This window comes from Streptomyces sp. NPDC097981 (genome assembly GCF_040302565.1).
Taxonomy (GTDB): domain Bacteria; phylum Actinomycetota; class Actinomycetes; order Streptomycetales; family Streptomycetaceae; genus Streptomyces.
The window spans coordinates 71,066-90,473 of record NZ_JBEORW010000014.1; the positions used below are offsets into that span (position 1 = coordinate 71,066).

21 protein-coding genes are annotated in these 19,408 nt (G+C 69.6%); 2 read left to right on the forward strand and 19 right to left on the reverse strand.

Features of this window, described 5'->3' with window-relative positions; genetic code table 11:
* Positions 1-97: 97 nt before the first annotated feature.
* The 4 genes from ABTY04_RS16105 to ABTY04_RS16120 form a co-directional block, all read right to left on the reverse strand.
* The gene (locus ABTY04_RS16105) at positions 98-1,441 is read right to left on the reverse strand and encodes an NAD(P)H-hydrate dehydratase (protein ID WP_352214069.1); all 1,344 of its coding nucleotides are present in this window, start codon (positions 1,439-1,441) and stop codon (positions 98-100) included.
* 156 nt (positions 1,442-1,597) lie between these two features.
* Positions 1,598-1,966 (reverse strand): holo-ACP synthase, encoded by a 369-nt coding sequence (locus tag ABTY04_RS16110; RefSeq protein ID WP_352214005.1) that lies wholly within the window; start codon positions 1,964-1,966, stop codon positions 1,598-1,600.
* An 18-nt stretch (positions 1,967-1,984) separates the two neighbouring features.
* The gene (gene glmS, locus ABTY04_RS16115) at positions 1,985-3,832 is read right to left on the reverse strand and encodes a glutamine--fructose-6-phosphate transaminase (isomerizing) (protein ID WP_352214006.1); all 1,848 of its coding nucleotides are present in this window, start codon (positions 3,830-3,832) and stop codon (positions 1,985-1,987) included.
* A 122-nt stretch (positions 3,833-3,954) separates the two neighbouring features.
* On the reverse strand, positions 3,955-4,722 hold the full coding sequence (locus ABTY04_RS16120) for a hypothetical protein (protein ID WP_352214007.1): 768 nt from the start codon (positions 4,720-4,722) through the stop codon (positions 3,955-3,957).
* A gap of 304 nt (positions 4,723-5,026) precedes the next feature.
* Here ABTY04_RS16120 and coaA point away from each other — a divergent pair, with 304 nt between their 5' ends.
* Positions 5,027-6,019, forward strand: a complete 993-nt coding sequence (gene coaA, locus ABTY04_RS16125) for a type I pantothenate kinase (RefSeq protein ID WP_352214070.1) — start codon at positions 5,027-5,029, stop codon at positions 6,017-6,019.
* A gap of 16 nt (positions 6,020-6,035) precedes the next feature.
* Positions 6,036-6,245 (forward strand): hypothetical protein, encoded by a 210-nt coding sequence (locus tag ABTY04_RS16130; RefSeq protein WP_352214008.1) that lies wholly within the window; start codon positions 6,036-6,038, stop codon positions 6,243-6,245.
* Between the two features lie 33 nt (positions 6,246-6,278).
* Here the strand turns inward: ABTY04_RS16130 and glmM are convergent, their stop codons facing one another.
* The 15 genes from glmM to secY all read right to left on the reverse strand — a co-directional run bounded on the left by glmM (position 6,279) and on the right by secY (position 19,258).
* Entirely contained in the window at positions 6,279-7,637 is a 1,359-nt protein-coding gene (gene glmM / locus ABTY04_RS16135; protein WP_352214009.1) for a phosphoglucosamine mutase, read from the reverse strand.
* A 133-nt stretch (positions 7,638-7,770) separates the two neighbouring features.
* Positions 7,771-8,286 (reverse strand): 30S ribosomal protein S9, encoded by a 516-nt coding sequence (gene rpsI, locus ABTY04_RS16140; protein WP_030154718.1) that lies wholly within the window; start codon positions 8,284-8,286, stop codon positions 7,771-7,773.
* A gap of 42 nt (positions 8,287-8,328) precedes the next feature.
* On the reverse strand, positions 8,329-8,772 hold the full coding sequence (rplM, locus tag ABTY04_RS16145; protein ID WP_136213237.1) for a 50S ribosomal protein L13: 444 nt from the start codon (positions 8,770-8,772) through the stop codon (positions 8,329-8,331).
* A 233-nt stretch (positions 8,773-9,005) separates the two neighbouring features.
* Complete coding sequence (locus ABTY04_RS16150) at positions 9,006-10,262, reverse strand: glycosyltransferase family 87 protein (RefSeq protein WP_352214010.1); 1,257 nt, start codon at positions 10,260-10,262, stop codon at positions 9,006-9,008.
* Positions 10,263-10,330: 68 nt separating this feature from the next.
* The gene (locus ABTY04_RS16155; protein ID WP_502996651.1) at positions 10,331-11,950 is read right to left on the reverse strand and encodes an ABC-F family ATP-binding cassette domain-containing protein; all 1,620 of its coding nucleotides are present in this window, start codon (positions 11,948-11,950) and stop codon (positions 10,331-10,333) included.
* A gap of 66 nt (positions 11,951-12,016) precedes the next feature.
* Positions 12,017-12,868, reverse strand: a complete 852-nt coding sequence (gene truA / locus ABTY04_RS16160) for a tRNA pseudouridine(38-40) synthase TruA (protein WP_352214012.1) — start codon at positions 12,866-12,868, stop codon at positions 12,017-12,019.
* A 112-nt stretch (positions 12,869-12,980) separates the two neighbouring features.
* Positions 12,981-13,448 carry a 50S ribosomal protein L17 gene (gene rplQ, locus ABTY04_RS16165; protein WP_030298228.1) on the reverse strand — a complete coding sequence of 156 codons (468 nt, stop codon included), beginning with the start codon at positions 13,446-13,448 and terminating at the stop codon, positions 12,981-12,983.
* Positions 13,449-13,532: 84 nt separating this feature from the next.
* Positions 13,533-14,555, reverse strand: coding sequence for a DNA-directed RNA polymerase subunit alpha (locus ABTY04_RS16170; protein ID WP_007265920.1), 1,023 nt, complete (start codon positions 14,553-14,555; stop codon positions 13,533-13,535).
* Between the two features lie 137 nt (positions 14,556-14,692).
* Positions 14,693-15,097 (reverse strand): 30S ribosomal protein S11, encoded by a 405-nt coding sequence (gene rpsK / locus ABTY04_RS16175; RefSeq protein WP_003956432.1) that lies wholly within the window; start codon positions 15,095-15,097, stop codon positions 14,693-14,695.
* A 54-nt stretch (positions 15,098-15,151) separates the two neighbouring features.
* Positions 15,152-15,532, reverse strand: a complete 381-nt coding sequence (gene rpsM / locus ABTY04_RS16180; protein ID WP_007265919.1) for a 30S ribosomal protein S13 — start codon at positions 15,530-15,532, stop codon at positions 15,152-15,154.
* 199 nt (positions 15,533-15,731) lie between these two features.
* Positions 15,732-15,845: a 50S ribosomal protein L36 gene (gene rpmJ, locus ABTY04_RS16185; protein WP_003956441.1), complete on the reverse strand. Its 114-nt coding sequence runs from the start codon at positions 15,843-15,845 to the stop codon at positions 15,732-15,734.
* Between the two features lie 73 nt (positions 15,846-15,918).
* Complete coding sequence (infA, locus tag ABTY04_RS16190) at positions 15,919-16,140, reverse strand: translation initiation factor IF-1 (RefSeq protein ID WP_003956442.1); 222 nt, start codon at positions 16,138-16,140, stop codon at positions 15,919-15,921.
* A 140-nt stretch (positions 16,141-16,280) separates the two neighbouring features.
* Positions 16,281-17,132: a type I methionyl aminopeptidase gene (gene map / locus ABTY04_RS16195; RefSeq protein WP_352214013.1), complete on the reverse strand. Its 852-nt coding sequence runs from the start codon at positions 17,130-17,132 to the stop codon at positions 16,281-16,283.
* A gap of 165 nt (positions 17,133-17,297) precedes the next feature.
* Positions 17,298-17,945, reverse strand: coding sequence for an adenylate kinase (locus ABTY04_RS16200; RefSeq protein ID WP_030298220.1), 648 nt, complete (start codon positions 17,943-17,945; stop codon positions 17,298-17,300).
* Positions 17,945-19,258, reverse strand: a complete 1,314-nt coding sequence (gene secY, locus ABTY04_RS16205) for a preprotein translocase subunit SecY (RefSeq protein WP_030298219.1) — start codon at positions 19,256-19,258, stop codon at positions 17,945-17,947. Before secY ends, ABTY04_RS16200 begins: the two co-directional genes overlap by 1 nt.
* Positions 19,259-19,408 lie beyond the last annotated feature (150 nt).

Genomic DNA, 19,408 nt, shown 5'->3' on the forward strand with positions numbered 1-19,408 from the left:
GCGCGACCGCCGTTCCCAGCCCGTATAGCGGTATTTTTCACCCCCGTTGGGAGCACTCCGGGAGCGCGGGGTCCGGCGGCCCCGCCTCGGCGGGGCGTCAGGAGCGGCCGGTTTCGCGCCAGACCGCCGGGAGGGACTCCGCGATCTCCTGGGCGAGGACCGGGGCTCCGGAGGCGGCCCGGCGCCCCGCCAGACCGTGCAGGTAGGCCGCGACCGAAGCGGCGTCCGGCGCCGACAGGCCGCAGGCCAGCAGGGAGCCCGCCAGGCCCGACAGGACGTCGCCGCTGCCGGCCGTCGCCAGCCACGCGGTTCCCGTCGGGTTGACCCGGACCGGGCCGCCGCCGCGGGACACCAGCGTCGTCGAGCCCTTCAGCAGGGCCGTCGCCCCGTACCGCGCCGCCAGCGACCGTACGGACGACAGGCGGGCCGACTCCACCGCCTCCCGGGACACCCCGAGCAGCGCCGCCGCCTCCCCCGCGTGCGGGGTCAGCAGGGTCTCGGCCGGCCGGGCCCGCAGCACCGCCGGGTCCAGTCCGCGCAGCCCGTCCGCGTCCACCAGTACCGGCACCGGGTCCGCCAGGGCCTGCGCGACCTCGGCCGCCCGGCCCTCCCCCAGGCCCGGCCCGACCACCCATGCCTGCACCCGGCCGCGCCCGATCAGCGTCTCGGGGAAGCGCGCCAGCACCGCGTCCACCGCCGGCCCGACGTAGCGCACGGCGCCCGCGCCGCCCCGCAGCGCGCCCGCGACGGCGAGCACCGCCGCGCCCGGGTACTGCGCCGACCCGGCGACGATGCCGACCACGCCCCGCCGGTACTTGTCGCTCGACGCCGTCGGCGCCGGCAGCAGGTCCGCCACATCGGCGTGCTGCAACGCCTGCGCATCCGGCTCCGGCAGTGACAGGCCGATGTCCACCAACCGGACCGCACCCGTCCGAGAGGCCCCCGGGTCGATCAGCAGCCCCGGTTTGTACGCCCCGAAGGTCACCGTGACATCAGCCCGGACCGCCGCCCCGGCGACCTCGCCGGTGTCCGCGTCGACCCCGCTCGGCAGGTCCACCGCGACGACGACCGCACCGGCCGGGATCCGCTCCACCAACGCGGCCGCGGCCGGCCGCAGCCCGCCTTGGCCACCGATGCCGACGAGCCCGTCCAGTACGAGGTCCGCCCGGCCGGGAACGTCCTGCGCCACCCGGCCCCCGGCGGCCAGCAGCGCCCGCAGCCCGCCCGCGTGCAGCCGCTGCGGATCCATCGGGACGGCCGTCACGCCGGCGCCGCGCCGGGCCAGCCGGGCGCCCGCGTACAGCGCGTCGCCGCCGTTGTCCCCGGGTCCGACCAGCAGCACCACCCGCGCCCCGTACACCCGGGGTACAAGCTGAACGCAAACAGCGGCCAATCCGGCCGCCGCGCGCTGCATCAAACTGCCTTCAGGCAGCCGCGCCATCAGCTCTCGCTCGGCGCTCCGTACTGTCTCCACGCTGTAAGCAGTACGCGTGACTCCTCCTCCTCGCGAACGAGGTGGTTTCTCATTCGGCTCTAGGGAGCCTCATGACGGCCAAGCCCTGACCGCTGCCGAGGCAGGTGCGCAGCGTACCATACGCTACCCCTCGGCGATCACGACCGCAGAGGCGATACCGGCGTCGTGGCTCAGCGAGACGTGCCAGGACTTCACGCCCAGCGCCACCGCCCTGGCCTCGACCGTCCCCGACACCCGCACCCGCGGCTGCCCGGTCTCCTCGACGTACACCTCGGCGTCGGTCCACAGCATTCCGCCGGGCGCGCCGAGCGCCTTGGCGAGGGCTTCCTTGGCCGCGAACCGGGCGGCGAGCGAGGCGGTCCCGCGCCGCTCGCCGCTCGGCAGCGTCAACTCGGATGCGACGAACAGCCGGTCCGCCAGTTGCGGCGTGCGCGCCAGCGCCTCGCCGAACCGCTCGATCTCGGCAACATCGATCCCCACACCGATAATCACAACGTCAACCCGCTTCGCTCACTCCACCGTTACCGACTTCGCGAGATTACGCGGCTGGTCCACCTCGTTCCCCCGGGCCGTCGCCAGCTCGCACGCGAAGACCTGCAACGGCACCGTCGCCACCAGCGGCTGAAGGAGCGTCGGCGTCGCCGGAATCCGGATCAGGTGGTCGGCGTACGGGACGACCGCCTGGTCGCCCTCCTCAGCGATCACGATGGTCCGCGCCCCGCGCGCCCGGATCTCCTGGATGTTCGACACGATCTTGTCGTGCAGCACGGAGCGCCCGCGCGGCGACGGCACGACCACCACCACCGGCAGGTCCTCCTCGATCAGCGCGATCGGCCCGTGCTTGAGCTCGCCCGCCGCGAAGCCCTCGGCGTGCATGTACGCCAGCTCCTTGAGCTTGAGCGCGCCTTCCAGGGCCACCGGGTACCCGACGTGGCGCCCGAGGAACAGCACCGTGTCCTTGTCGGCGAGGGACCGCGCCAGCTTCCGTACCGGCTCCATGGTCTCCAGTACGGTCTCCACGGCCGCGGCGATGTCGGAGAGCTCGCGGATCACCGCCTCGATCTCGTCGCCCCACTTCGTGCCCCGTACCTGCCCGAGGTACAGCGCGACCAGGTAGCAGGCCACCAGCTGCGTCAGGAACGCCTTGGTCGAGGCGACGGCCACCTCGGGGCCGGCGTGCGTGTACAGCACGGCATCCGATTCGCGCGGGATCGTCGAGCCGTTCGTGTTGCAGATGGCCAGCACCCTGGCGCCCTGCTCGCGCGCGTGCCGCAGCGCCATCAGCGTGTCCATGGTCTCGCCGCTCTGCGAGATCGCGACCACCAGCGTCCGCTGGTCCAGGATCGGGTCCCGGTAGCGGAACTCGCTCGCCAGCTCCGTCTCGCACGGGATGCGGGTCCAGTGCTCGATGGCCAGCTTCGCGATCATGCCCGCGTGGTAGGCCGTCCCGCACGCCACGATCACGACCTTGTCGACCTCCCGGAGCACCGAGACGGGGATGCGCACCTCGTCCAGGCTGAGCGAGCCGCTCGCGTCGATCCTGCCCAGGAGGGTGTCGGCGACGGCCTTCGGCTGCTCGGCGATCTCCTTGAGCATGAAGTAGTCGTATCCCGCCTTCTCGGCCGCCGAGGCGTCCCAGTCCACGTGGTACGCCCGTACGGACGCGGGCGCACCGTCGAAGTCGGTCACCGTGACCCCGTCGTGGCGGAGCTCGACGACCTGGTCCTGTCCGAGCTCGATCGCGGACCGGGTGTGGGCGATGAACGCGGCCACGTCCGACGCGAGGAAGTTCTCGCCTTCCCCGACGCCCACCACCAGAGGGGAGTTGCGGCGCGCCCCGACCACCACGTCCGGCGTATCGGCGTGCACCGCGACCAGCGTGAACGCGCCTTCCAGCCGCCGGCACACCTGCCGCATGGCCTCCGCGAGGTCCCCGCCGGCCTCGAACCGCTCCGCCAGCAGGTGGGCGACGACCTCGGTGTCCGTTTCGGACTCCAGCCGGTGCCCGCGCCCGGCCAGTTCGGCGCGCAGCGCGGCGAAGTTCTCGATGATGCCGTTGTGTACGACGGCCACCCGGCCCGCGTTGTCGAGGTGCGGGTGGGCGTTGGCGTCGGTCGGCCCGCCGTGGGTCGCCCAGCGGGTGTGCCCGAGCCCCGTGGAACCGGCCGGCAGTGGATGCGCGACCAGTTCCTTCTCCAGGTTGACCAGTTTTCCGGCCTTCTTGGTGGCGGCGAGCCCTCCGTCGGCGAGCACGGCGACCCCTGCCGAGTCGTAGCCGCGGTACTCCAGCCGCTTGAGTCCGGCGATGACCACATCGAGCGCCGACTGCGCTCCCACGTAACCCACAATTCCGCACATACGGCGCAGCGTACGCGGAAGTCGGCCGCCTGCCCCGTACCTGAACAAGACGAAAACCCCGCCCCGGCGAATGCGCCGGAGCGGGGTTGACGGATGTTTCGAACAGCCCTGCGGGCCGGGGTTCAGCCGAGCTTCCCGGCCTGGGCGTCCACGACCGGCTTGGGCTGCCCGGCCGTGCCGGACAGGCTCAGGCCGTAGAAGGTCGCCAGGGTGTTGCCCTTGCGCACGGTGACGAGCTGGGAGGTGGTCTTCCGGCCTCCCCCCTCGGCCTCCACCACGTACGCAAGGGCCGAATCGCCCGCGGTGACGGCGGCGCCGGCGCCGACCCTGGAGATCTTGATCTTGTCCCCGCCGTTGTCCACGGTGTAGCCGCCGGCGCACGCTGCGCCGGACGTCTTCAGAGCGCCGAAGGCCTCCTCCGCACCCTTGCCCTCGTAGGAGGCCAGGGTGAGGTAGGTGATGGTGCCGGAGAGCGCCTCCAGGCCCGCCTTCACCTTGTCCTCGGGAGCGGCGTCGGCGGACGCGCCCTTCGGCTTGGCGGTGACCTTGGTGCGCGCCACACCGGCGGGCGTACCGAGCGCGGCGCCGGACTGCACCTTGACCAGCGGCAGGCAGTCGGCCTTGTCGGAGGTGGCGGCGACGATCTCGTCCGCGCCCCACGCCTTGAAGACGTGATCCGGCAGGTCTGCCTGGGTGACGATCTCCTTGGCCAGCTCCGCGTCCGTCTTCCCCTTCGCGGCCGGGGCCGCGGACGATGCGGCGGCGGACGGCTTGGCATCGGCCTTGGTGTCGGCCTTGCTGTCGGCGTCCGAACCGCACGCGGTGGCCAGCAGGGCCAGCGACACCGCCGAAGCGGTCAGCACGGTACGGCGGACAAGGGTGCTGCGCACGAAAGATCTCCCCCAGAAAACAGAACAACAGCGGCGAACGTCAGGACGGCCCGTACTGCGCCCGATCCGGAGGAGGGCGTGCACACGAGCCGCGATGATCGGCAAATCTACGGGGCGATCCGATCAAGGCCGGTCCCTTCCCGCCGCATGCCGCCGACTGTGACCGGGGCGAGACCGGACGCCCCGGATGCGGGCCCGTCCGCCAAGTGACCGACCCCACCACCCACAACCGCCCCGGAGCCACGACAATGGCCCTGTGATCACTTCGCCGCCACGAAGCAGCACGCCCGGCCCGGACAGCGCGATGGAGCGCCCCGAGCGACCCGAGCGACCTCACCGCCGGGCCGAGGTCTCCCCGTACGTCGACCTCACCCGCGCCGAGTGGAGCGCCCTGCGCGAGCGGACCCCGCTCCCCCTCACCGCAGACGAGGTCGAGCGGCTGCGCGGACTCGGCGACGTCATCGACCTCGACGAGGTCCGGGACGTCTACCTCCCGCTCTCGCGTCTCCTCAACCTCTACGTCGGTGCCACCAGCAACCTCCGCGGCACCCTCAACACGTTCCTCGGCGACGCCGGGAACGGCCACGGCGCCCAGCAGGGCACCCCGTTCGTCATAGGGGTCGCCGGGTCCGTCGCCGTCGGCAAGTCGACCGTGGCCCGTCTGCTCCAGGCCCTGCTCGCCCGCTGGCCCGAGCACCCCCGCGTCGAGCTGGTCACCACCGACGGCTTCCTCTACCCCATGAAGGAGCTCCAGCGGCGCGGGCTGACCTCCCGCAAGGGCTTCCCGGAGTCCTACGACCGCCGTGCGCTCACCCGTTTCGTCGCGGACATCAAGGCGGGGAAGGACGAGGTCACGGCCCCGGTCTACTCGCACCTGATCTACGACATCGTCCCGGGCGAGCAGCTCGTCGTAAGGCGCCCGGACATCCTCATCGTCGAGGGGCTCAACGTCCTCCAGCCGGCCCTGCCCGGCAAGGACGGCCGCACGCGCGTCGGCCTCGCGGACTACTTCGACTTCAGCGTGTACGTGGACGCCCGCCCCGAGGACATCGAGCGCTGGTACCTCAACCGCTTCCGGAAGCTGCGCGAGACCGCCTTCCAGAATCCTTTCTCCTACTTCCGCAGGTACACCCAGGTCTCCGAGGAGGAGGCCCTGGAGTACGCGCAGACCATGTGGCGGACGATCAACAAGCCGAACCTGCTGGAGAACGTGGCGCCCACCCGCGGCCGGGCCACCCTCGTCGTGCGGAAAGGCCCGGACCACAAGGTCCAGAAGCTGAGCCTGCGCAAACTGTGAGGGCTGCTGCGCGGGCATGCAGCACGTGCGGATCACCACCCCGCACGGCCGCGTCGCCTTCTTCTACGGCGGCTTGCCGCAGATGTGGGGCTCCGCGGTCCAGCCGGCGCTGAACCTGATCGGCATCGTGCGCGCCGGCTGCCCGACCCTCGTGGCCTGGAAACTGCTGTGGCGCACCCGGCACGACCGGATGACCCGGCGGCCGGATGCGCCACGCAGTGAGTGAGGGGCGGGCCCTGGACCCGGGCCCGCGAGCCTCTTAGCCGAGCGCCGACTTCACGGCGTCCGCGAGACGGCCGGCGACCGCGCGGGCCTGCTCGATGTCGGCGGCCTCGACCATCACTCGTACGAGCGGCTCGGTGCCCGACGGACGGAGCAGCACCCGGCCGGTGGTGCCCAGCTCGCGCTCGGCGTCGGCGACGGCCGCGGCCAGCTCGGCGGAGGTGGCGACCCGGGACTTGTCCACGTCGGGGACGTTGACCAGCACCTGCGGCAGCCTCTGCATGACGCCCACGAGGTCGGCCAGCGACCGGCCGGTGGCCGCGACGCGCGCCGCGAGCATCAGGCCGGTCAGCGTGCCGTCGCCCGTCGTGGCGTGGTCGAGGATGATCACGTGGCCGGACTGCTCGCCGCCGAGCGCATAGCCGTGCGCCTTCATCGACTCCAGCACGTACCGGTCGCCGACGCCGGTCTGCACGACCTGGATGCCCTCGCCCTCCATGGCCAGCTTGAAGCCGAGGTTGGACATCACGGTGCCGACGACGGTGTTGCCGCGCAGCCGGCCGGCCTCGCGCATGGCCAGGGCCAGCACCGCGAGGATCTGGTCGCCGTCGATCTCCGCGCCGGATGCGTCGACCGCGAGGCAGCGGTCCGCGTCGCCGTCGTGCGCGATGCCGAGGTCGGCGCCGTGCTCGACCACGGCCTGCTTCAGGAGCTCCAGGTGGGTGGAGCCGCAGCCGTCGTTGATGTTGAGGCCGTCCGGCTCGGCGCCGATGGTGACGATCTCGGCACCCGCCCGGGTGAACGCCTCCGGCGAAACGCGGGCGGCCGCGCCGTGCGCCTCGTCCAGGACGATCTTGAGCCCGTCCAGGCGGTTGGGGAGGACTCCGATGAGGTGGGCGACGTACTTGTCGAAGCCCTCGTCGTAGTCGGAGACGCGGCCGACGCCCGCACCGGTGGGCCGGTCCCAGGGGGCGCCGGTGCGGTGCTCGTCGTAGACGGCCTCGATGCGGTCTTCGAGCTCGTCGGCGAGCTTGTGGCCGCCGCGGGCGAAGAACTTGATGCCGTTGTCGGGCATCGCGTTGTGGCTGGCCGAGAGCATCACGCCGAGGTCGGCACCCAGCGCACCGGTGAGATACGCCACCGCCGGGGTGGGCAGCACACCGACGCGCAGGACGTCCACGCCCGCGCTCGCGAGGCCCGCGACGACGGCGGCCTCAAGGAATTCGCCGGAGGCGCGGGGGTCGCGGCCGACGACCGCGGTCGCCCGGTGGCCCGCAAAGGTGCCCGCCTCGGCGAGTACGTGGGCAGCTGCCACGGAGAGACCGAGCGCGAGCTCAGCCGTCAGATCCGCGTTGGCGACGCCGCGTACACCGTCCGTCCCGAAGAGTTGTCCCACTGTTGTCCTCCCGAGTTCACACTTCGTTTGTGACCGCTTGTGACATGTATTTGCCGCTTGTGGCGGTAAACGAACCGCCCCGACAGCACGGAGAGTGCTGCCGGGGCGGTTGTTGCTGAACAGCAGGCGCAGATTAACGCTTGCTGTACTGCGGAGCCTTACGGGCCTTCTTGAGACCGGCCTTCTTGCGCTCGACCGCACGGTCGTCGCGGGAAAGGAAGCCGGCCTTCTTCAGCGCCGGGCGGTTGTTGTCGACGTCCGCCTCGTTCAGGGCGCGGGCCACACCGAGGCGCAGGGCGCCGGCCTGGCCGGAGACGCCGCCACCCGCGATGCGGGCGATGATGTCGTAGCGACCGTCGAGCTCAAGCAGCTTGAACGGCTCGTTGACTTCCTGCTGGTGCACCTTGTTGGGGAAGTAGTCCTCAAGGGTGCGACCGTTGATCTTCCACTTGCCGGTGCCCGGAACGATCCGGACGCGGGCGATGGCGTTCTTGCGACGGCCCAGGCCGGCGGCCGGCTGGGGGTCGCCGAAGCGACCGGCAAGGGACTCGGAGGTGTAGTCGCCCTCGACGACAACCTCAGACTCGGTGGTGTACTCCTCGACGCCCTCGAACTCTTCGACGGGGGTCTCGGCGGTGGTCTCGGCCACGATGCTCCTCAGAATTTTCTACGTCTTAGGGGGTGGCCGGAACTACTGCGCGACCTGGGTGATCTCGAACGGCACCGGCTGCTGGGCAGCGTGCGGGTGCTGGTCGCCCGAGTAGACCTTCAGCTTCGAGAGCATCTGACGGCCCAGGGTGTTCTTGGGGAGCATGCCCTTGACGGCCTTCTCGACGGCCTTCTCCGGGTTGTTCGCCAGGAGGTCGTCGTAGCGCACGGAACGCAGACCACCCGGGAAGCCGGAGTGGCGGTACGCCATCTTCTGGGACGCCTTGTTGCCGGACAGGTGCACCTTGTCGGCGTTGACGATGATGACGAAGTCGCCCATGTCCATGTGAGGCGCATAGGTCGGCTTGTGCTTGCCCCGCAGGAGGGCAGCGGCCTGGGTCGCCAGACGGCCGAGGACAACGTCCTGGGCGTCGATGACGAGCCACTGGCGCGAGATGTCGCCGGGCTTGGGGCTGAACGTACGCACGCGTATGCCTTCGCTTCTTCAGTGGTGGCATCCCCTGGGGCACGAGCCCCGCGGGAAAGGTCCTGACAGGGTCACCACGGACGATCACGACAGCCCTCGTTCACATCGGGGACGCAACCCGTGTGAACCGCTGGTCATCGGTCCGGTGGACCGGCGTAAGGCCCTTTCACGTGAGAATGAGAAAGCCAATACGCATAACAAACCAGCAGGATACCCAAGCAGACCCGTACGGGTCAAAACGCGGTCCGCGATGCCGATTCTGCTGGCGTCGCGGCGCACTCCGGTTCGGTCCTGGGTGGGGACCCCGCAGTTGTTACGGGCTCCAGGGTAACCCGACCGGAGCGCAGCGCACGACGCGCCAGCAGGATCGCGAGCCCGCACAGGGTGGCGCAGTCCTTGAAGGCGCGCCGCTTGCGGGCCAGCTCCGAGGGCCACGGGATCAGGGCCACCTGGGGCGCCAGGGCCAGCCAGAACCAGGGCGAGCGGGGTATCGAACCCGGCCGCACCGCCGAGGCCAGCAGCAGCGGCAGCACCACCAGCAGGTAGTGGTCGAACGACGGCCGCGAGACCAGGAATGCGGCGAGCATCACCATGCAGGCCGTCTCCACGAGCCGCAGCTCTCCCCCGTCCGTCTCCTCCCCCGTGCGCCGCCACCGCGTCCAGGCGGCCCACAGCCCCGCCCCGGCCCCCGCGAAGGCCACCAGCACCGCCACCGGCTCCGGCACCCCCAGCCGGGGCAGCACCGCGATCGGCGAGGCGTCCCAGGGCAACGCGTACGCGTCCTGCCCCTGGAGCAGGAACGGCAGGGTCTTGGTGACGAACAACGACGGGTTCGGCATCAGCAGCGCCCCCGCCAGCGAGAGCCCCAGCGGCACCAGCACGGCCGCCGCCAGACCCCGCCACCGCCGCGCCATCACGAACAGCAGCCCGACCGGCACCAGCATCGGCTTGCAGGCGATCGCCAGCCCGACCACCAGTCCGGCCGCCCCCCAGCGCCGCCGGTGCGCGAGCAGCAGCGCCACCGGCAGCGCGGCCGCCGAGATCGCCGTCCAGTTGCCGATCAGCACGAGGTTGACGTACGGCTTGTAGGCCAGGGCCAGCACCGGGAACCCGACGACCGCGAAACGCGAGCGCAGCGGCACCGAGAACATCCGCAGCGCGGCCAGCCACCCGGTGCCCAGCAGCCCGGACATCGCGACCGGCAGGCTCCAGCGCAGCACCGTCGTCGGCAGCAGCGCCTCGGGAACGGCCATCAGGACCGCGCTGGGCAGGTACAGGAAGCGCTTGTCCTCGTACGGCGACCCGCCGTCCAGCAGCGTCTGCGCCGCCTTGACCACGAAGGCGTTGTCGGAGCCCCAGTTCTCCCGCAGGCTCGTGGAGACGCAGACCCCCAGGAGCACCGCGAGGGAGACGAACTGCCAGGGCCGGGACGCGGGCCGCAGCAGCCGGTCGAGCAGCCGGTCGCAGGAGCCGTGGTTCTCCCGCTTCATGAGCCAGATGCCAGGCCGCAGGCCCACAACGCCTCCCCCTCACTCCGGCCGAGGGGGAGGGTCTCCCCCTAGCGCTTCCGCTCGACCCTACGTTCGTCCCATACGGGTTCTTGAGTCTCTCGTACAACACCGTCCGAACCGAAGACCAGGAAGCGGTCAAATGTGCGCGCGAACCAGCGGTCGTGCGTAACGCACAGCACGGTCCCCTCGTACGACTCCAGGCCGTCCTGGAGCGCCTCCGCGGACTCCAGGTCCAGGTTGTCCGTCGGCTCGTCCAGCAGCAGTGCCGTCGTGCCCGCCAGCTCCAGCAGCAGGATCTGGAAACGCGCCTGCTGGCCGCCCGACAGCTTCTCGAACGGCTGGTCCCCCTGGCGCTCCAGCTCGTACCGGCGCAGGACGCCCATGGCGGCGCCGAGCGGCTTCGCGGCCTCCGTCCACAGGATGTCGACGAGGGTGCGGCCGAACAGCTCGGGGTGGGCGTGCGTCTGCGCGAAGTGGCCGGCAACCACCCGCGCGCCCAGCTTCCAGTCGCCCGTGTGCTTGACGTCCTCGCCCGCCAGCAGCCGCAGGAAGTGCGACTTCCCGGAGCCGTTCGAGCCGAGCACCGCGACCCGCTCGCCGTAGAAGACCTCCAGCGAGAACGGCTTCATCAGGCCCGTGAGCTCCAGGTTCTCCACGGTCAGCGCGCGCACGCCGGTCCGGCCGCCCTTGAGCCGCATCTTGATGTCCTGCTCCCGCGGCGGCTCCGGCGGAGGCCCGGCCTCCTCGAACTTCTGGAAGCGGGTCTGCATCGCCTTGTAGCGCGAGGCCATGTCGGGGCTGCTCGCCGCCTGGTTGCGCAGCCGCAGGACCAGCGCCTTCAGGCGGGCGTGCTCCTCGTCCCAGCGCCGCTTGAGCTCCTCGAAGCGCGCGAAGCGCTCCTTGCGGGCCTCGTGGTACGTGTCGAAGCCCGCGCCGTGCACCCACACGTCCGTACCGGTGGGGCTCGGCTCCAGGCTGATGATCTTCTCGGCGGCCCGGGACAGCAGCTCCCGGTCGTGCGACACGAAGAGCACCGTCTTGCGGGTGGCCTTGAGCTGCTCCTCCAGCCAGCGCTTGCCCGGGACGTCCAGGTAGTTGTCGGGCTCGTCGAGCAGCAGCACCTCGTCCGGCCCGCGCAGCAGCGCCTCCAGGACGAGGCGTTTCTGCTCACCGCCCGACAGCGTGCGCACCTCGCGGAACTGCGCTGCGTCGTACGGAATGGCCAGTGCGGCCATGGTGCAGACGTCCCACAGGGTTTCCGCCTCGTAGCCCTGGACGTCGGCCCAGTCGCTGAGCGCCTGCGCGTACGCCATCTGGGCGGCCTCGTCGTCCACCGTCATGATCAGGTGCTCGGCGTGGTCGACGGCCTTCGCGGCCGCCCGGAGCCGCGGCTGGGCCACCGAGACCAGCAGGTCCCGTACGGTCGTCTCGTCCCGCACCGAGCCCACGAACTGCGACATCACGCCGAGTCCGCCGCTGACGGTGGTCCCGCCGCCGTGCGGCTGGAGGTCACCGGAGATCAGCTTCAGCAGGGTCGACTTGCCGGCCCCGTTCGCCCCGACGAGGGCGACGACCGACCCCTCCCCCACGCGGAAGGAGACGTCGGGGAGCAGTACCCGCCCGTCGGGAAGGTAGTACTCCAGGTGGCTGGCTTCGAGATGTCCCATGCCGGGCATTGTCCAGGCCCGGCGCCGATCCGCCCAAACGGATTAGGCCGGTACGGGCGGAGCCGGTCAGCAGCAGCCGGCGCCCGGGAGGGTGCGCATGTTCCGCGCCTCCTTGCTGCGGGCGGCCAGCAGCTCGTCCGCCGGGTAGCCGACCTCCTCCAGGGTGAGTCCGTGCGGCTTCACGACGTGCACCGAGGAGTCCCGTACGGCCGCCCGCAGGACCTTGCCGGGCCAGTCGGTCGGCCGGTGCCCGTCCCCGACGTGCAGCAGGGCTCCGACCAGCGAGCGGACCATGTTGTGGCAGAAGGCGTCGGCGCGGACGGTCGCGGTGATGATCCCGTCCTCGGCGCGCTCCCAGCTGAGCTGCTGGAGGGTGCGGATGGTCGTGGCGCCCTCGCGCTTCCTGCAGTACGCGGCGAAGTCGTGCTCGCCCAGCAGCGGGGCGGCGGCCTCGTTCATGGCGTCCACGTCCAGCGGCCACTGGTGCCACAGCACGTGCCCGCGGCGCAGCGGGTCGACGCCGCCCTGGTGGTCGCCGACCCGGTAGGCGTAGCGGCGCCAGATGGCGGAGAACCGGGCGTTGAAGCCCTCCGGGGCCTCGGCGGCCCTCCACACCCGCACGTCGTGCGGGAGCCGGCCCGCGAGGCGGCGCAGCAGCTTGTCGTGGTGCTCGGCCCACACCTCCTCGGCCAGGTCGAACTGGGCGACCTGGCCGCGTGCGTGCACGCCCGCGTCGGTCCGCCCGGCCACGGTCAGCTCGACCGGGTCCGGCAGCCGCATCACGGTCTGCAGGGCCGACTCCAGCTCACCCTGCACCGTCCGCAGCACGCGCTGCTTCGCCCAGCCGGAGAAGTCCTTGCCGTCGTAGCTCAGGTCCAGCCGCACCCGGACGTGCCCGGGCTCCACCTCGTCACTCACGTGAGCGATCCTCTCAGAAACGCGAGAAGGTCAGAAAATGCAGAACGGGCCCGCCCCGGGAAGGGGCGGACCCGTTCAAAGCCGATCAAGCAAGCTCGATCCCGGAGCGGGATCAGGCCTCCTTGGTCTCCTCGGCGGCGGGAGCCTCGGCCACGGCCTCGGCGTCCTTCGCGGCGCGCTTGGTGGCGGCCTCGGCCTCACCGGTGGCCTGCTGGGCGACCGTGAGGGCCTCGACCAGCTCGATCACGGCCATCGGGGCGTTGTCGCCACGACGGTTGCCGATCTTGGTGATGCGCGTGTAACCACCGGGGCGGTTCTCGTAGCGCGGGGCGATCTCGGTGAACAGCGTGTGCACGATGCTCTTGTCCGTGATCGTCTGCAGCACCAGGCGACGGTTGTGGATGTCGCCCTTCTTGGCCTTGGTGACCAGACGCTCGGCGTAGGGACGCAGGCGGCGGGCCTTGGCCTCGGTGGTGGTGATGCGGCCGTGCTCGAAGAGCGCCTTCGCGAGGTTCGCGAGAAGGTGCTTCTCGTGTGCGGCGGAGCCGCCCAGACGGGCACCCTTTGCGGGACGCGGCATGGTGTTACTCCTTCATATCTGCACCGGCCGTGTCAGGTACCGGTGTCAGTTCCCCCGGGGCGGCCGCCCCGGGAAAGTCTTTTCTTAGTACTGCTCGGTCTCGACGAAACCGGCGTCCGCGTCGTCGTCGGCGCCGAAGGCGTCGGCGGCGGCGGTCGGGTCGAATCCGGGCGGGCTGTCCTTGAGGGCCAGGCCCATGCCGGCCAGCTTCGCCTTGACCTCGTCGATCGACTTCGCACCGAAGTTGCGGATGTCGAGCAGGTCGGCCTCGGAACGGGCGACGAGCTCACCCACGGAGTGGATGCCCTCGCGCTTGAGGCAGTTGTACGACCGAACGGTGAGCTCCAGCTCCTCGATCGGCAGCGCCAGGTCGGCGGCCAGGGCGGCGTCCGTCGGGGACGGGCCCATGTCGATGCCCTCGGCGTCGATGTTGAGCTCGCGGGCCAGACCGAACAGCTCGACCAGGGTCTTGCCGGCGGACGCCATGGCGTCGCGCGGGCGCATGGCCTGCTTGGTCTCGACGTCGACGATCAGCTTGTCGAAGTCGGTGCGCTGCTCGACTCGGGTCGCCTCGACCTTGTAGGTGACCTTGAGGACCGGGCTGTAGATGGAGTCGACCGGGATGCGGCCGATCTCCTGGCCCAGCTGCTTGTTCTGGACGGCGGAGACGTAGCCGCGACCGCGCTCGACGGTCAGCTCCATCTCCAGCTTGCCCTTGCCGTTGAGCGTGGCGAGGACCAGGTCCGGGTTGTGCACCTCGACACCGGCCGGGGGCGCGATGTCGGCAGCGGTGACCAGGCCGGGGCCCTGCTTGCGCAGGTACATCACGACCGGCTCGTCGTGCTCCGAGGAGACGACCAGCTGCTTGATGTTGAGGATGATGTCGGTGACGTCTTCCTTGACACCGGGCACGGTGGTGAACTCGTGCAGGACTCCGTCCACGCGGATGCTGGTGACAGCGGCACCCGGGATCGAGGACAGGAGCGTGCGGCGCAGCGAGTTGCCGAGGGTGTAGCCGAAGCCCGGCTCCAGCGGCTCGATCACGAACCGCGAGCGGTACTCGTCGACGACCTCTTCGGTCAGCGAAGGACGCTGAGCGATAAGCATGTCTGTGTTCCTTCAGTCGTGGACGCCCACTATTTGACGCCCGACATGTACTGCTGGGTACTGCAAGGGTACGGGCGGCACGGCCCCCGAAGGGGTCGTACCGCCCGGACACTCAAAGACGCACAGGCGTCGCTGCGTCAGACGCGGCGGCGCTTCGGCGGGCGGCAGCCGTTGTGCGGGGTGGGGGTGACGTCCTGGATCGAGCCGACCTCAAGGCCGGTGGCCTGGAGGGAGCGGATCGCGGTCTCGCGGCCGGAGCCCGGACCCTTGACGAAGACGTCAACCTTGCGCATGCCGTGCTCCTGCGCGCGGCGGGCGGCCGACTCGGCGGCCATCTGCGCGGCGAAGGGGGTGGACTTGCGCGAGCCCTTGAAGCCGACGTGGCCGGCGGAGGCCCAGGAGATCACGTTGCCGGACGGGTCCGTGATCGAAACGATGGTGTTGTTGAACGTGCTCTTGATGTGGGCGTGCCCGTGAGCGACGTTCTTCTTTTCCTTGCGGCGCACCTTCTTGGCAGCGCCCTGACGACCCTTGGGGGGCATCTAAATCTCCTACGGGAGGTGGTCGGTCCTACAGCGCAAGACCGCTGAACAGGACTACTTCTTGCCCGGCTTCTTCTTACCGGCGATCGCGCGACGCGGGCCCTTGCGGGTACGCGCGTTCGTGCTGGTGCGCTGACCGTGCACCGGCAGGCCACGACGGTGGCGGATGCCCTGGTAGCACTGGATCTCGATCTTGCGGCGGATGTCGCCCTGGATCTCGCGGCGGAGGTCACCCTCGGTACGGAGGTTGGCGTCCACGTACTCGCGGATCTTGACGAGGTCCTCTTCGGCCAGGTCACGAACGCGGGTGTTCGGGTTCACGCCGGTGGAGGCGAGGATCTCCTTGGACCGGGTGCGCCCGATACCGAAGACGTAGGTGAGTGCGATCTCCACACGCTTTTCGCGCGGGATGTCAACACCGGAAACGCGTGCCATTCAATGGCTCCTGTGTGTTCGGGGGTCTTCCACAGAACCGACCCCGACCGCCGACCACACCTGATGGGTGGTGGTACGTCCGGGTCCCCGGCCCCCGCCGGAGGTACCGCCGGCCCCGTACAGGGCTGGGCGGGTTCTGCGTATGTACGTTTTCTTACGTCGCGCGAAGAACTGCGTAGTGCAGGTCGGTCGGCGTGCGTCAGCCCTGGCGCTGCTTGTGGCGCAGGTTGTCGCAGATGACCATGACCCGACCGTGACGGCGGATCACCTTGCACTTGTCGCAGATCTTCTTGACGCTCGGCTTGACCTTCATGTTGGTGAGGTTCTCCGGGTCAGTGCCACCACCCGCACCGGGACGGATGCCCAGGCAGGAGTGAGGACAAGATCTACTTGTATCGGTAGACGATCCGGCCACGCGTGAGGTCGTACGGAGACAGCTCCACAACGACCCGGTCATCCGGGAGGATGCGGATGTAGTGCATACGCATCTTGCCGCTGATGTGCGCGAGGACCTTGTGACCGTTCTGCAGTTCCACCTTGAACATCGCGTTCGGGAGGGACTCGATCACGGTGCCCTCGATCTCGATGGCACCTTGCTTCTTGGCCACGCTTCGCCCTTCGAATCGGCTACCTTGGTCAGCTCCCTGCTTCGCATGCGGACATGCGGGTGCAAAGGAGCCGACGAGTCAGTCTACGTCAGGGCACCCAGAAAGACGAATCCGGAAAGTTTGCCCCACACACTAGATCATTAACCGAGCGGATCCGGCGCGGTGGTCACGCCGTACTCCGCCAGCTTCGCCTTGCCGCAGTCCGGGCTGGTCAGGACGATGGGACCGGCCTCGGTGAGGGCGATCGAGTGCTCCCAGTGCGAGGACCAGGTGCCGTCCGTGGTGATGACCGTCCAGTCGTCCGCGAGTACCTCCGTCTGGGGGGTACCGAGGGAGACCATCGGCTCGATCGCCAGGCACACGCCCGGGACCAGCTTGATCCCCTTGCCCCGCTTGCGCGAGACGTAGTTCAGCAGGTGCGGGTCCATGTGCATCTCGGACCCGATGCCGTGACCGCCGTAGTCCTCGATGATCCCGAACCGGCCGAGGCTGTGGTCGCCGGTGGCCGGCCGCGGCTGGCGCTTGATGTAGCCCTCGATCGCCTTGGAGATGTCCACGAGGCGGTTGCCGAGCTTCATGGCGGCGATGCCGGCCCACATGGACTCCTCGGTCACCCGGGAGAGCTCGACGAGCTCCGGAGCGTGACCGGAGCCCACGAAGGCCGTGTACGCGGCGTCGCCGTGCCAGCCGTCGACGATCGCGCCGGCGTCGATCGAGATGATGTCGCCGTCCTTGAGGACCGTCTTGTCATCCGGGATGCCGTGGACGACGACCTCGTTCACCGAGGTGCAGATCGTCGCGGGGAAGCCCCCGTAGCCCAGGAAGTTCGACTTGGCCCCGGCATCCGCGATGACCTTGCGGGCCACCATGTCCAGATCCCGCGTCGTGGCGCCCGGCACGGCCGCCTCACGGGTCGCCGCGTGGATCGCGGCGACGACCAGCCCTGCCTCGCGCATCTTCGCGATCTGCTCGGGGGTCTTGATCTGGACCATGGGAAGTGCCTGCCCTTCTGTGCGGCTAGACCGCCGCCGCTCTCGCGGAGGTGGTTGCTCTCCGCTGTGGTTCCTCAATTATTGGCTGAGGTCGTCACCATCCGCGTCATGCAGACGGCCGCGGGGTCCTGGGGACACCGCGGCCGTACTGCACAACAGGGGGTACTACTTCTTGAGGGCGTCCATCGCGCGCTGCGTGACGTCCGCGACCTCACCGAGGGCCGGGATGGTCACCAGCAGGCCCTGGGCCTTGTAGTAGTCGATGATCGGCTCGGTCTGCGTGTGGTAGACCTCCAGCCGGTTGCGGACCGTGGCCTCGGAGTCGTCGTCACGCTGGTACAGCTCGCCGCCGCAGGCGTCGCAGACGCCCTCGGTCTTCGGCGCGGCGTACACGACGTGGAAGACGTGCGCGGAGTCGTTGCGGCAGATCCGGCGGCCGGCGATGCGCTTGACCACCTCGTCCTCCTCGACCTCCAGGTCGAGGACGGCGTCGAGCTTCATGCTCGCCGTCTGCAGCATCTCGTCCAGCGCCTCGGCCTGCGAGACGTTGCGCGGGAAGCCGTCCAGCAGGAAGCCGTTCACGGCGTCCGGCTGCTCCATCCGGTCCTTGGCCATGCCGATGGTGATCTCGTCGGGGACGAGGTCACCGGCGTCCATGAACGCCTTCGCGCGCTGGCCCAGCTCGGTGTTCTGGCTGATGTTGGCGCGGAAGAGGTCGCCCGTGGAGATGTGCGGGATCGACAGGTTCTTCGCAAGGAACGCGGCCTGCGTTCCCTTGCCCGCACCGGGCGGTCCGACGAGGACGATTCGCATCAGCGGAGGAACCCTTCGTAGTTGCGCTGCTGGAGCTGGCTCTCGATCTGCTTCACGGTTTCCAGACCCACACCCACGATGATGAGGATGCTCGTCCCGCCGAACGGGAAGTTCTGGTTCGCTCCGAAGCCGGCCAACGCCATCGTCGGCACAAGAGCGATGAGACCCAGGTACAGCGACCCCGGCCAGGTGATCCGGTTGAGCACATAGCTCAGGTACTCGGCGGTGGGTCGACCCGCACGGATACCCGGGATGAACCCACCATACTTCTTCATGTTGTCTGCAACTTCCTCGGGGTTGAAAGAAATCGCCACGTAGAAGAACGCGAAGAAGACGATCAGGAGGAAGTAGGCGGCGATGTAGTACGGGTGGTCACCCTTGACGAAGTGCTTCTGGATCCAGGTGGCCCAGCCCGCGGTCGAACCGCTGAACTGGACGATCAGCGCCGGGATGTACAGCAGCGACGAGGCGAAGATGACCGGGATCACACCCGCCTGGTTCACCTTGAGCGGGATGTACGTCGAGGTGCCCCCGTACGCACGGCGACCGATCATGCGCTTCGCGTACTGGACCGGGATCCGCCGCTGTGCCTGCTCGACGAAGACGACCAGGGCGACCATGGCCAGGCCGACGAGGATGACCACGCCGAACTCGACCCAGCCGTCGGCGATCTTGCCCTGGAGCTTGATCTGCCACAGCGCGCCGATGAAGCCGGCGGCGATCGAGATGAACATCAGGATCGACATGCCGTTGCCGATGCCGCGGTCGGTCACGAGCTCGCCGAGCCACATGACGACACAGGTACCCGCGGTCATGGTGACGACCATGACGATGGTGGTGAAGATCGACCGGTTCGGAACGATCTGGCTGGCGACCTGGCAGCCCTGGAACAGGGCACCAGTGCGGGCGGTGGCGACGAGGCCGGTGCCCTGCAGGATCGCGAGTGCGACCGTCAGATAGCGCGTGTACTGGGTGATCTTCGCGGTGCCGGACTGGCCCTCTTTTTTGAGGTTCTCCAGCTTCGGGATGACCACGGTCAGCAGCTGCAGGATGATGCTCGCCGTGATGTACGGCATGATGCCGAGCGCGAAGATCGTGATCTGCAGCAGCGCACCGCCGCTGAACATGTTGACGAGACCGAAGAGGCTGTTGCTGCTCCCGGCCTGGTCGACACAGATCTGAACGTTCTTGTAGCTCACGCCGGGCACCGGGATGTGGGACCCGAGCCGGAACAGCACGATGATGCCGAGTGTGAAGAGCAGCTTCTTGCGCAGGTCGGGCGTCTTGAACGCCCGGGCGAACGCGGTGAGCACGGTGCCTCCTGCGACCCCCGCGCTACTGCGTCAGAGGTGACGGTCTGAGGGAAGGTGAATACGTACAAGCAAAGGTGCAGGCCACCTTACCGGCGACTGCGCCCCCCGTGGAACGACCAACCGGGGATGCCCCATATGTGAGGCATCCCC